A 12,600-nucleotide genomic window follows, 5' to 3' on the forward strand; every position below is an offset into this window, starting at 1 on the left:
TTGCTATGACATTTGTAGCTGCTCCCGCACATCTTTCCACCGCTAGCGCCACTTTTGAGGCCGAATTCAAGGCGCGCCTGCATTGGTCTGCCGAGGCGGACACGGCGATCGAAACGACGGTCGCAGACATCCTGGCCGATGTGCAGCAGCGTGGCGACGCGGCGGTGCTGGAATACACCAACCGTTTTGACGGCCTGAGCGCCACTTCGCTGGCGGAGCTAGAGCTGACCCAGGCCGAGCTGAAAGCCGCGTTCGATGCCATTCCCGCCGCCCAGCGCGAAGCCCTGCAAGCCGCCGCTGCCCGTGTGCGCAGCTACCACGAGGCGCAGAAAAAAGCCTCGGGCGAGAGCTGGAGCTACCGTGACGCCGACGGCACCCTGCTGGGCCAAAAGGTCACGCCGTTGGACCGCGTGGGCATCTACGTGCCCGGCGGCAAGGCGGCCTACCCATCCAGCGTGCTGATGAATGCCATCCCCGCCCATGTGGCCGGCGTGGCCGAGATCATCATGGTGGTACCCACACCGCGCGGCGAGAAGAACGCCCTGGTGCTGGCCGCCGCCTACGTGGCCGGCGTCACCCGCGCCTACACCATCGGCGGCGCGCAGGCCGTGGCCGCGCTGGCCTATGGCACGGCCACCATTCCGAACGTGCACAAGATCACCGGCCCCGGCAATGCCTATGTGGCCGCCGCCAAGCGCCGCGTGTTTGGCACGGTGGGCATCGACATGATTGCTGGCCCGAGCGAAATTCTGGTGCTGGCCGACGGCACCACGCCGCCCGACTGGGTGGCGATGGACCTGTTCAGCCAGGCCGAGCACGACGAGCTGGCGCAAAGCATTTTGCTGTGCCCGGACGCTGGCTATATCGCCCAGGTACAGGCCGCTATCGACCGCCTGCTGAACGGTATGCCGCGCGCCGAGATCATCGCCAAGAGCCTCACCGGCCGTGGCGCGCTGATCCACACCCGCAGCATGGAAGAGGCCTGCGAGATCAGCAACCGCATCGCGCCCGAGCACTTGGAAGTCAGCAGCAACGACCCGCACCGCTGGGAGCCGCTGCTCAAGCACGCCGGCGCCATCTTCCTGGGCGCTTACACCAGCGAGAGCCTGGGCGACTACTGCGCTGGCCCAAACCATGTGCTGCCGACCTCGGGCACGGCACGCTTCTCCAGCCCGCTGGGGGTCTACGACTTCCAGAAGCGCAGCAGCATCATCGAGGTCAGCCAGGCAGGTGCCCAGCTGCTAGGCCCGATAGCGGCTGAGCTGGCGTATGGCGAAGGCCTGCAGGCCCATGCCCAGGCCGCCGAGATGCGCTTGGACAAAGCCTAAGCCGGACTTGGAAAAATAGGCCCGTTTTCCGGGCATAAAAATAGCTGCTAGCGCAGTAGATATATGCGCTAGCAGCTATTCTTTTTGATGCTAAAAAAGAGAGCGAATACCCGGTGGCAACCTCAGCTGGGCATCTTGAACTGCGGCGCGTGCTTTTGCAGCCACTGCTCCAGCATCATCAGAATCCAGACCATTTCGCCGTAATAGCCGGGGTGCTCTTGCAGTCGCTCGGCCAGCAGGCTGCGGATGAATTCCGGGCGCACGATGTTGCGTGTGGCCAGGCTGTTCAGTGAGTCGCTGGCCAGTTTCTTCAGACCGTCGTGGCGCGTGGCCCAGACGCCGAAGGGTAGGCCGAAGCCTTGCTTCTTCTTGGTCAGAATTTCGTCCGGCAGGAAGCCGCGCAGCGCTTCCTTGAAGAACCAGCGCAGCTTCAGACCCTTGAGCTTGTATTCGGTGGGCAGCTTGAGCGAGAACTCCAGCAGGGCCTGGTTCAGCATGGGGAAGCCCACCTGCAGACCGGCCAGCTGGGTGGTGCCGCAGACCTTGGGCAGGTCGGTTTCGGCCAGGGTGTAACGCCAGTCGAAGGCCAGCATGCGGTTCACCAGGCTGTCGGTGCGGGCCTGCTGCCACACGCCACGCTGCTGCACGGCCGGGCCCTGCACGTCGATGCGCGCCAGGAAATCGGGGGTGAACACATCGCTGATGCCCAGGCGCAGCAGCAGGTTGTACATCTGCAGCCGGTCGGGCATGGGCACTTTGGCCTGTTCCACATAGCTGGAGGCCTTGCTCAGCAGGCTGATGGCGCTGTTGGCTGTCTTGCCCAGCAGCGGCTCCATGAGTCCGCTGCGGATGGGGGCGGGCACCACGTCGTACCAGCCGAAGACGCGCTGCTTGGCGTAGCGGCTGTTGCCACCAAATAGCTCGTCGCCGCCGTCGCCGGCCAGGATCTTGGTGACGCCGTCGTCCTTGGCCATGCGCGCGCAGTAGTACGAGGGCAGGGCGGACGAGTTGCCAAATGGCTGGTCGTAGGAGCCGGCCACATCGGCAATGCTGCGTACCAGGTCTTCGGGGGTGACGTAGTACTCGTGGTGTTCGGTCTTGAAGTGGCGTGCGGCCAGGCGCGCGTACTCCATCTCGTCATAGCCTTCGGCGTCGAAGCCGATGGAATAGGTGGCGGCGGGCTTGCCGGCGGCCTGGCCGATCATGCCGGCCACGGTGGAGCTGTCGGTGCCGCCACTGAGGAAGCAGCCGGCCTTGCCGCCGTCTAGCTCGCCTGCCACGGCGCTGCGCACCAGGCTGCGGAACTCGTCGCGCAGGGTGTCAAAAGAGGCCCCGGTCTGCTCGTTGAAAGTGGGCACCCAGTACGGTGCGACCAGCAGCTGGCCTTTGTCGAACACGGCGTAGTGGCCGGCCGGCAGGCGGAACACGTCCTTGAAGATGGTGCGCGGCGAGGGGATGGCGTGGAAGAACAGGTAGTCAAAAATCGCCTGCGGGTCCACCTCGGCGTGCTTATCGGCCAGTTCGTCCGCGCGGGCCGCAAAGCGCAGCTGGCCGTCCTGGATGCGGTAGCACAGGCTGCGTACGGCGAAGCGGTCTACCGCCAGAAAGGTGCGCCCGGATGCCTCTTGCAGCGCCACGGCAAAGTCTCCGCTGGCCTGCAGCGCGGCCGTGGCCGGGTTGTCAGCAAAGGCGGCCTGCCAGGCGGCCTCCGCGCCGCCGGAGCGGGCCAGCGCGGCCAGGCGGGCATCTGCAAACAGGGGGGAACCAAGCACCAGTGAGGAAGCAGTCAAGGACATGGGCGGATAGGGTAAAAAAGCCGATACAAGTGCAGTAGCGCGGGGGCTTGAAAGCTCAAGGCCGGGCCGGGTTCAGCTGCTGCAGCGCTCCGGGATTATGCGGGGCATTGCCCACAGGGTTCAGGGCCGCGCTGTGCGCGGGGTGAATATATTCACGCTGGGGCCGTAGATCCTGGCCGTTGGCGCTGCCAGGGGCCATGGCTTTGCCGACCAGGGGGCTGTCGGCGCGCAGCCGGTAGTCGTAGCCGGGGGCGAAGGCGCTGCGGTCCAGCCGGAAGTTGTTGCGCCAGGTGCCGGGTGTGCCGGGCAGGGGCGTAGGGCCTATGAACAGATTGTTGACGGCCAGCACCGCGTCGGCGCCGGGTTTGACGCGCAGCCAGGTGCCGCCGCCGGGCAGATCGTCCACCAGGGTGTTGTGCGACAGATACAGCTGGTTGCTGGGCCAGGCATAGCCCTCGGCGCCGAAGGAAATCACATGCGGGTTTTCGGTCTGCGGGCCTTGCTGAATGGTGTTGCCGATCACATAGGCCACGCCGCCGTCGGGGAACTCCAGCTCGTAGCTGGCGCTGCCGCCGGCCTCGTCGGTCAGGCGGTTGTAGAGGATGTAGTTGGTGGAGGCCCGGCTTTTCAGCAGGTGGCCGGTGCGGGCGTGGTGCAAATAGCTGCCGCTGACGGTGGCCCGCGCGATGCGGCCTATGTAGAGGTTGTGGTTGTGGCCGTCCGGGCGGCTGTTGTAGGCGAATTCGCTGTCTTCCACCTCCAGCACCGCGTTGGCGTCGTTGCTGGTCAGCAGGCCCATCTCGTTGTAGGTGAAGCTGCAGTTGCGCACCACCAGCCTGCCGGCTTCAAAGCGTATGCCGGCGCCGTTGCGGCTCTCTACCTGCGCGCCGGAAAAGTCAAAGCCCTCTACTGTGAACTGGGAGCTGCGCACCACCCAAATGCCTTTGCCCTCTGCCGCCATGCCATTGGCCTGCACGCGCACGCGGCCGCCCACGGCGCGCAGGGTGACGTGGGACTGGGTCCATACCGCTACGTCGCCCACATAGTCGCCGGCATCTACTTCAATTTCCGTGTTGTCGCCCGCCGTCTTTGCGGCTGCAGCTATTGTTTTGATAGTGCGCTGGGGGCCGACCCGCAGCAGCGTGGCCGCGTCGGCAGCGCCTGCCAGCAGCAACCAGGCTAGTAGCCACAGGCGGCATAAGGTAGCGAACAGGGAGGGGGTGCTGCGCATGGCAGGCATTCTGCCGGATGCGGGTGGCCCGCTGTCTGCCCGTATGATCTCTGGCTGCATAGAACACAACCCCAGGGCTAGCCGTTTGAAAACAGTTTTAATGATCGCCTACCACTTCCCGCCTTTGGCGGGCAGCAGTGGCATACAGCGCACGTTGCGGTTTGTGCAGCATCTGCCCGCGCTGGGCTGGCGCCCCTTGGTGCTGACGGCCGAAGACCGCGCCTACGAACGCACCAGCCCCGACCTGCTGGCCGATGTGCCGCCCGAGACGGTGGTGCAGCGCGCCTTCGCCCTGGACACCGCGCGCCATCTGAACATCAAGGGCCGCTACATGGGCTGGATGGCCCGGCCGGACCGCTGGGTCAGCTGGCGCTTCGACGCCGTGCGCCAGGGTCTGCAGATGATCAAGAAGTACAAGCCCGACGCCATCTGGTCCACCTACCCGATTGCCACGGCCCATGTGATTGGCCAGCAGCTGCACCAGAAGACTGGCATCCCCTGGGTGGCCGACTTCCGCGACCCCATGGCCCAGGACGGCTACCCCGCCGACCCCGAAACCTGGCGCAGCTACCAGCGCATCGAACAGCAGGCGTTGGAGCAGGCGCGCTACTCCCTATTCACCACGCCCGGCGCGGCGCAGATGTACCGCGAGCGCTACCCCCAGGCCGCCAGCCGCATTGCGGTGCTGGAAAACGGCTATGACGAGGAAAGCTTTGCCAACGCTCCGGCCGCAGCAGCCCAGCCGCTGGCGGCGGACCAGCCGGTGGTGTTGCTGCACAGCGGCATCGTCTACCCCTCGGAGCGCGACCCGACCCAGCTGTTCCAGGCCTTGCAGCGCCTGCGTGCGCAGGGCAGCCTGCAGCCACAGCAGCTGAAGATCCGCTTCCGCGCCTCGGCGCACGACGATCTGCTGACCAGCCTGTCCAGCCAGTACGGCGTGCAGGACTTCCTTGAACTCTGCCCCGCCGTGCCCTACCGCCAGGCGTTGGCCGAGATGCTGTCAGTCGATGCGCTGCTGGTCATGCAGGCCAGCAACTGCAATGCGCAGATTCCCGCCAAGATTTATGAATACCTGCGCGCCGGCAGGCCCTTGCTGGGCCTGACCGACCCTGTCGGCGATACGGCGGGCGTGCTGCGCGGTGCGGGCCTGGATGCCATCGCCCCGCTGGATTCCGTCGATGCCATGGTCGAACTGCTGCCGCGCTTTTTGGCCGCGGTGCGCAGCCAGTCGGTGGCCTTGCCCAACCCGGCTGCCGTGCGCGATGCCTCGCGCCAGGGTCGTTCCCAGGCCTTTGCGCGGCTGCTAGATACGCTTTAACTTGCGCTGGGGAAGGTCAGCTTTACGCGCAGCCCGCCTAGCATGGGCGATGCGTCCAGCGTCAGTGTGGCCTTGTGGGCTTGCGCGATGGCCTGGGCAATGGCCAGCCCCAGGCCGCTGCCGCTAGCACCCGCGTCCGTGCTGCGGTAGAAGCGGTCAAACACATGGGGCAGGTCGGCCGGCGCAATTCCGGGGCCGGAGTCTTCTACCGTCAACGTAGTGCTGCCCGGCGTAGCTACCAGTCCCACATCCACCCGGCCCTGTGCGGGCGTGTACTTCAGCGCGTTGTCCAGCAGGTTGCGCAGCAGGATGCGCAAGGCCTCGGCGTGGCCTTGTACCCATGCCGGGGCGTCGGCATTCACACCCAGGTCCATCTGCCGCTCATGCGCCTGCGGCAGGGCTTCTTCCACGGCCAGACGCACCAGGTCTTGCAGATTCAGCGGCTTGGCCGGGGTGTCGGCGGCGGACTCCTGCCGCGCCAGCACCAGCAGCTGGTTCATCAGCCGGATGGCGCGGTCTATGCCTTGGTGCAGCCGGGCCACGGCGACATCGCGGCCCGGTCCATCGGCCGCGCGGCCCAGGGCCTGGGCCTGTAGCTTGAGTGCGCTCAGGGGCGAACGCAGCTCGTGGGCGGCATTCGCCACAAACGACTTTTGCGCATCAAACGCGGCATGTAGCCGGGCGAACAGCAGGTTCAGCTCGTGCACCAGGGGGCGCACTTCGTCGGGCAGGCCGCTGTCAGGCAGGGGCGACAGGTCGTCGGCGGCGCGGGTGGCAATTTGGCGGCGCGTGCGCTCCAGCGGTTTGAGCGCGTGGCGTATGGCCCACCACAGGGCCAGCATCAGCAGTGGCGCCATCCAGGCCATGGGCAGCATGGCGCGTACCGCCAGGGCACGGGCGCGGGCCTGGCGGGCGCTCATGTCCTGGGCGATCTGTATGGTCTGTGCTGGCGTCTGGATGGAATACACCCGGTAGCGTGTGCCGTTTTGCACTACGTCAGAAAAGCCCAGCACGGCCTGCGGTGGCAGGCGGTTGTGGTGCGACTGGAACAGCTGCACGCCGTTGGCGCTCCATATCTGTACTTCGTAGTCAGCGTCGTCGTCTGCCTCCAATGGATCGAGCTGCCTGGGGGTGCCATTGCGCAGCGCGTAGGCCATTTGCTGCAGGTGGTAGTCGAACATTTCGTCGGCCTGCTGCAGCGCGCCGTGGTAGGCGGACGCGGCCTGGAACAGTGCGGCGGCCAGGATGGCCGTCATCACCGAACCCAGCAGGCGCCGGCGCAGGGAATACGGGCTGGTCATGGCTTCGGTATCACGTAGCCAAGGCCACGCACGTTTTGGATCAGTTCGCTGCCCAGCTTCTTGCGCAGGCCGTGGATGTAGACCTCGACGGCGTTGCTGCTGACGTCGTCCTTCCAGCTGTAAAGCTTTTCTTCCAGTTGGGCGCGTGAGAACACCACGCCGGGGCGTGCCATCAGCGCCTCCAGCACAGCCCATTCACGGGCCGACAGGGCGATAGTCTGGCCTTCGCGCGTGGCTTCGTGGGTGACAGGGTTCAGGCGCAGGCCGTGGATTTCTAGCACCGGGTCGGCACGGCCGGCGCTGCGCCGCGTCAGGGCGCGGATGCGGGCCAGCAGCTCGTCGATGTCATAGGGTTTGAGCACGTAGTCGTCGGCCCCGGCGTCCAGGCCCTTGATACGCTCTGCCACGGCGTCGCGCGCGGTGACGATCAGCACCGGCGTGCAGTCCTTGCGCTGGCGCAGGGCCTTGAGCACGTCCAGCCCGTCTTTCTTGGGCAGGCCCAGGTCCAGCAGCACCAGCTCGTACTGCTGGGTGCACAAGGCTGTATCGGCCATGGCGCCGTCTTTGACCCAGTCCACGGCAAAGTGCTCGGCGCGCAGTACGTCGAGCACGGTTTCGCCGATCATGGGGTCGTCTTCTACCAGCAGCAGTCGCATCCAGGTCTTCGCTCCTTCTGGATGGCGAGTATGCCCGCCCGGGCTTAGACCGGGCTTAAAGAGCCAGCCTCAGCGGGCCACCAGCACCGGCAGTTTGGACTCGGCTAGTACCTTGGTGGCGGTGCTGCCCAGCAGCAGCCGGGCAATGCCCGAGCGCCCATGCGAGCCGACGACGATCAGGTCCACGCCCTGGCCATGGGCGTATTCCAGGATGGCGGATGCCACGGCGCGGTCTTCTACCGTGACCGGGATCAGCGTCACCGGTGTGTCCTGGCTGCACAGCGAGGCGACTTTGGCGTGGGCTGTGGCGGCATCTTCTTGCGCGGCCGACATGTAGTACTGCAGACCCTCGGCGCTGACTTCACCCACGCCCAGGTAGGGGTAGGGGTCCACCGCGTACAGGGCGGTCAGTTTTGCGCCCATATTGCGCGCCAGGTCCACGGCCAGTGCGGCCGCATGGTCAGAGGCGGCAGAACCGTCGGTGGCCAGCAAAATGTGTTTCAGCATAGTCGCTCCTTCCATCCACTGTGTGTGGTGTGTGATGGCATTGTGCGACCGGTGCCCCGGCCCTGCTGTTGATCTGGGTCAAGCCTGCGTGTATCAGCTGTAAGGCTTTGTTTGACCATAAGCAAAAATAGCTGCAAGCGCAGATAAATCCTGCGCTTGCAGCTATGTATTTGCTAGCGATTCGGTTCAGGCCAGGCGGGCGCGGTGCCGTGCAATCTGGGCGCTGACCTGGGCGGGCGCGGTGCCGCCCAGGGTGTTGCGGGCGTTCATCGAGCCACGCAGGCTCAGCACGTCGTACACGTCTTTTTCGATCTTCGGGTTGAACTGCTGCAGCACGCTCAGCGGCAGCTCGGACAGGTCCACGCTGTGCGCGATGGCGGCCTTCACCGCGTGGGCCACGGCCTCGTGCGCGTCGCGGAAGGGCAGGCCTTTTTTGACCATGTAGTCGGCCAGATCGGTGGCGGTGGCGTAGCCGCGCAGGGCAGCGCGTTCCATCGCCTCGGGCTTGACGGTGATGCCGCCGACCATTTCGGCAAAGATGCGCAGCGTGTCTTTGAGCGTGTCCACGGTGTCGAACAGCGGCTCCTTGTCTTCCTGGTTGTCCTTGTTGTAGGCCAGGGGCTGGCCCTTCATCAGGGTAATCAGGCCCATCAGGTGGCCGACCACGCGGCCGGTCTTGCCGCGCGCCAGCTCGGGCACGTCGGGGTTCTTCTTCTGCGGCATGATGCTGGAGCCGGTGCAGAAGCGGTCGGCAATGTCGATGAAGCCAAAGCTCTGGCTGATCCACAGCACCAGCTCTTCGCTCAAGCGGCTGATGTGCACCATGGCGATGCTGGCAGCGGCGGTGAATTCGATCGCAAAGTCGCGGTCGCTCACGGCGTCCAGGCTGTTCTGGCACACGCCTTCCATGCCCAGGGTCTTGGCCACGCGCTCGCGGTCCAGCGGGTAGCTGGTGCCGGCCAGCGCGGCCGAGCCCAGCGGCAGGCGGTTCACGCGTTTGCGCACGTCCAGCATGCGCTCGGCGTCGCGGGCGAACATTTCCACATAGGCCAGCATATGGTGGCCAAAGCTTACCGGCTGGGCCACCTGCAGGTGGGTGAAGCCGGGCATCACCACGTCGACATTCTTTTCGGCGATGCTGACCAGGGCCAGCTGCAGGTCGGTCAGCAGGCCGTTGATCAGGTCCATCTCGCCGCGCAGCCACAGGCGCACGTCGGTAGCGACCTGGTCGTTGCGGCTGCGGCCGGTGTGCAGGCGTTTGCCGGCGTCGCCAACCAGCTGGGTCAGGCGGGCTTCGATGTTCAGGTGCACGTCTTCCAGGTCCAACTTCCACTCGAAGTTGCCGGACTCGATATCGGAGCTGATCTGCGCCAGGCCGCGCTGGATGTCGGCGTGGTCTTGGGCCGTGATGATGTTTTGCGCGGCCAGCATCTCGGCGTGGGCCAGGCTGCCGGCAATGTCGGCCTGCCACAGGCGCTTGTCAAAAAACACGCTGGAGGTGTAGCGCTTGACCAGGTCGCTCATGGGCTCGGAGAACAGGGCCGACCAGGCTTCGGATTTTTTGTCGAGTTGGTTGATGGAGGAGGACATGCAGCAGGCACCAATGTGGCAGAGGGGGAGATGGAGTGGCTTACCAACGGCCGGTTCATACCCAATAATCGGGCCTTGTCATGGAAGTTGGTATGCAAGAGACGCAAATTTTATCGAGCTTCGACGCGCTAGCCGACCCGGACGCCCCCACACGCGTGCCCAGGGCCTTGGTATTTGATGCCTGCCAGGTGGGCGTGATCCTGCGTGCCGTGCTGTTTGTCGAGCTGGCGGTGGCCGTGGCGGCGCTGTTTGGCGCACAGGGTGCTGCCGATTGGCTGACCCGGCTGGCCCTGTGGACCGGCGGCGCCTTGCCCGCCGTGCTGGTCTGGCTGCTGGCCGCCTGCAGCGTGAAGCGCACGCTGGCGCGCCTGCCATCCTGGGCACAGTATGTGGCCGGCGTGCTGCTGGGCGCGCTGGCCGGCCTGTACGGCTGCGGCATGCTGGCCCTGATCGGCCTGATGGACCCCGTGCCTTGGCTGGCCTGCGCGGCTGCGGGTGCCTGGTTGTCCGCCTTGGTGGTAGCTGGCCTGGTGCTGCGCGCCCGCGCCCGCACGCCGGCGGCCACCACGGCCCGGCTGGGCGAGCTGCAGGCACGCATACGGCCGCATTTTTTGTTCAACACGCTCAATAGTGCGATCGCCCTGGTGCGCGCCGAGCCGGCCCGGGCCGAGGCCCTGCTGGAAGACCTGAGTGACCTGTTCCGCCACGCGCTGGTGGACCAGGGCGAATCCGTCACGCTGGAGCAGGAGACCACGCTGGCCGAGCGCTACCTGTCCATCGAGCAGGTGCGCTTTGGCGAGCGCCTGCGCATCCACTGGGCGTTGGACCCCCGCGCCGCCCAGGCCCAGCTGCCGCCCCTGCTGCTGCAGCCGCTGGTGGAAAACGCGGTGAAGCACGGTGTGGAGCCCAGCGCCAGCGGGGCCGACCTGCGCATTAGCACCGAGCGGCGCGGCGACACCGTGGTCATCAAGATCAGCAACACTGTGCCCGCCGGGCCGGGCGCGGCCGGCTTTGGCGTGGCGCTGGACAATGTGCGCGACCGCCTGAAGCTGCTGCACGATGTGCAGGGCCAGTTCCAGGCGGTGCTGAAGGATGGCATCTACCTGGTGCGCATCGAAATCCCGGTATGAAAGGACGCAGCCCATGACCTTGAGGGTATTGATCGTGGACGACGAAGCGCTGGCCCGCGCCCGGCTTCGCACCCTGCTGGGCGACTGCAAGGCGCCGGCCGCCCAAGTGGTGGCCGAAGCGGCGAACGCGCAGCAGGCCTGCGCCGCGCTGGCCGGCCAGACGGTAGACCTGCTGCTGCTGGACATCCATATGCCCGGCATGGACGGCCTGCAACTGGCCCAGCAGCTGCAGGCCCAGCCCCGGCCGCCGGCCGTGGTGTTCGTCACCGCCCACGCCGGCCATGCGCTGCAGGCTTTTGACCTGGCGGCGGCAGACTATTTGACCAAGCCGGTGCGGCTGGATCGCCTGCAGCAAGCGCTGCAGAAAGTAGAGCGCCTGCTGCAGGTAACACCTGCGCCAGAGCCCGATTTGATGCAAGATGTGCTGGTGATACACGACCGTGGCCGCACCGAGCGCGTGCCCCTGGCCAGCGTGCTGTACCTGAAGGCCGAGCTGAAATACATCACCGTGCGCACCGCTGGCCGCAGCTATGTGCTGGACGGCTCCCTGAGCGAGCTGGAGGCGCGCCACGCCAGTGTGTTTATCCGCGTGCACCGCAACGCCCTGGTGTCACGCCGGGCGCTGCGTGCGCTGGAGAAGCATTTCGACCCCGAGGAGGGCGAGGGCTGGGCCGTGCGCCTGCAAGGGCTGGATGAAGCGCTGATGGTGTCGCGCCGCCAGCTGGCGGCGGTGCGTGAAGCCATGGCGGGGTAATTCGGGCGGGTTAAGCTCTGGGCCTATGGAATTAGCCCGCCTGCACCACGCCGCCATTATTTGTTCCGACTATGCGCGGTCTCGGGACTTCTACACCCGCATCCTGGGCCTGCGCATCGTGGCCGAGAACCTGCGCGCCGAGCGCCAGTCTTACAAGCTGGACCTGGCCTTGGCCGACGGCTCGCAAATCGAGCTGTTTTCCTTCCCCACGCCGCCGCCGCGCCCCTCACGCCCCGAGGCTTGCGGCCTGCGCCACCTGGCGTTTGCGGTGGCCGACCTGGACGCCAATATCGCCAGCCTGCAAGCCGACGGCGTGGCCGTGGAGCCTGTGCGTGTCGATGAATTCACCGGCCGGCGTTTCACCTTTTTTGCCGACCCCGACGGCCTGCCCCTTGAACTCTACGAAGTGAATCCGTGACCCCCATGAAAACCGTCTGGATCGTTGACGCCGCCTATATGTACAACTTCGGCCGCTCGCGGCCGAACGGCTTTGACTACCTGAAGCTCAAGCACGAGCTGGTCAAGGCCAATGGCGGGCCGATCTACGAGAGCTACTACCTGAACTCCACCGGCGACCCGAACGCCGAAGCGCAGAACGCCTTTCATACCTGGATCAAATCCGCGCCGCCCAAAGGCCCGCAGATGCGGGTGCAGCTGTACAAGCTGAAGGAGCAGCACAACCAGTGCCCGTCGTGCAAAACCCACTTCGACCGCACGGTGCAAAAAGGTGTGGACGTGGCCATTGCCACGCTGATGATCAAGCTCGCCGCCCAGGACATTTACGACCGGGTGATCCTGTCGGCCGGCGACGGCGACTTTGAAGACGCCATCTCCTACCTCAAGTCGGATCTGCGCAAAGAGGTCTGGCTCAACGGCGCACAGGCCACGCTGTCGGCCGACCTGCAGTGCTACGCCGACCGCGTGCTGTGGCTGGATGACATGGGCTCATCCATTGATAAATAGCGTTTGCTATTGAATTGGTAGCTGGT

Annotated in this window: 12 protein-coding genes; 6 read left to right on the top strand and 6 right to left on the bottom strand. The window is 65.8% G+C overall.

Going from position 1 to position 12,600, the window contains the following annotated elements; genetic code table 11:
• The first annotated feature begins 5 nt into the window (after window positions 1–5).
• Complete coding sequence (hisD, locus tag AC4BBN_RS12280; protein ID WP_490592263.1) at window positions 6–1,328, top strand: histidinol dehydrogenase; 1,323 nt, start codon at window positions 6–8, stop codon at window positions 1,326–1,328.
• A gap of 122 nt (window positions 1,329–1,450) precedes the next feature.
• Here the strand turns inward: hisD and AC4BBN_RS12285 are convergent, their stop codons facing one another.
• Both AC4BBN_RS12285 and AC4BBN_RS12290 read right to left on the bottom strand, forming a co-directional pair.
• Window positions 1,451–3,124: an asparagine synthetase B family protein gene (locus AC4BBN_RS12285; protein ID WP_490592264.1), complete on the bottom strand. Its 1,674-nt coding sequence runs from the start codon at window positions 3,122–3,124 to the stop codon at window positions 1,451–1,453.
• Window positions 3,125–3,179: 55 nt separating this feature from the next.
• The gene (locus tag AC4BBN_RS12290; RefSeq protein ID WP_490592265.1) at window positions 3,180–4,355 is read right to left on the bottom strand and encodes a right-handed parallel beta-helix repeat-containing protein; all 1,176 of its coding nucleotides are present in this window, start codon (window positions 4,353–4,355) and stop codon (window positions 3,180–3,182) included.
• A 100-nt stretch (window positions 4,356–4,455) separates the two neighbouring features.
• On the opposite strand from AC4BBN_RS12290, the gene AC4BBN_RS12295 reads away from it, so the two are divergent.
• A complete protein-coding gene (locus AC4BBN_RS12295; RefSeq protein WP_490592266.1) occupies window positions 4,456–5,673 on the top strand; it encodes a glycosyltransferase in 1,218 nt (405 codons plus the stop codon).
• On the opposite strand, the gene AC4BBN_RS12300 is transcribed toward AC4BBN_RS12295, so the two are convergent.
• The 4 genes from AC4BBN_RS12300 to argH form a co-directional block, all read right to left on the bottom strand.
• A complete protein-coding gene (locus AC4BBN_RS12300; RefSeq protein ID WP_490592267.1) occupies window positions 5,670–6,974 on the bottom strand; it encodes an ATP-binding protein in 1,305 nt (434 codons plus the stop codon). The genes AC4BBN_RS12295 and AC4BBN_RS12300 overlap by 4 nt on opposite strands.
• The gene (locus AC4BBN_RS12305) at window positions 6,971–7,630 is read right to left on the bottom strand and encodes a response regulator (RefSeq protein ID WP_490592268.1); all 660 of its coding nucleotides are present in this window, start codon (window positions 7,628–7,630) and stop codon (window positions 6,971–6,973) included. The genes AC4BBN_RS12300 and AC4BBN_RS12305 overlap by 4 nt, the downstream gene beginning before the upstream one ends.
• Window positions 7,631–7,699: 69 nt before the next feature.
• Window positions 7,700–8,137, bottom strand: coding sequence for a universal stress protein (locus AC4BBN_RS12310; RefSeq protein WP_490592269.1), 438 nt, complete (start codon window positions 8,135–8,137; stop codon window positions 7,700–7,702).
• Between the two features lie 186 nt (window positions 8,138–8,323).
• A complete protein-coding gene (gene argH, locus AC4BBN_RS12315) occupies window positions 8,324–9,715 on the bottom strand; it encodes an argininosuccinate lyase (protein ID WP_490592865.1) in 1,392 nt (463 codons plus the stop codon).
• 104 nt (window positions 9,716–9,819) lie between these two features.
• Here argH and AC4BBN_RS12320 point away from each other — a divergent pair, with 104 nt between their 5' ends.
• From AC4BBN_RS12320 to AC4BBN_RS12335, 4 genes are read left to right on the top strand one after another with little or no spacing between them, the layout of a single operon-like run.
• Window positions 9,820–10,857 carry a sensor histidine kinase gene (locus AC4BBN_RS12320; protein ID WP_490592270.1) on the top strand — a complete coding sequence of 346 codons (1,038 nt, stop codon included), beginning with the start codon at window positions 9,820–9,822 and terminating at the stop codon, window positions 10,855–10,857.
• A 13-nt stretch (window positions 10,858–10,870) separates the two neighbouring features.
• On the top strand, window positions 10,871–11,611 hold the full coding sequence (locus tag AC4BBN_RS12325; RefSeq protein ID WP_490592271.1) for a LytR/AlgR family response regulator transcription factor: 741 nt from the start codon (window positions 10,871–10,873) through the stop codon (window positions 11,609–11,611).
• A 25-nt stretch (window positions 11,612–11,636) separates the two neighbouring features.
• Complete coding sequence (gloA2, locus tag AC4BBN_RS12330; protein WP_490592272.1) at window positions 11,637–12,029, top strand: SMU1112c/YaeR family gloxylase I-like metalloprotein; 393 nt, start codon at window positions 11,637–11,639, stop codon at window positions 12,027–12,029.
• A gap of 5 nt (window positions 12,030–12,034) precedes the next feature.
• A complete protein-coding gene (locus AC4BBN_RS12335) occupies window positions 12,035–12,574 on the top strand; it encodes an NYN domain-containing protein (protein ID WP_490592273.1) in 540 nt (179 codons plus the stop codon).
• Window positions 12,575–12,600: the final 26 nt, after the last annotated feature.

This window comes from Rhodoferax sp. SPJ21 (genome assembly GCF_058216335.1).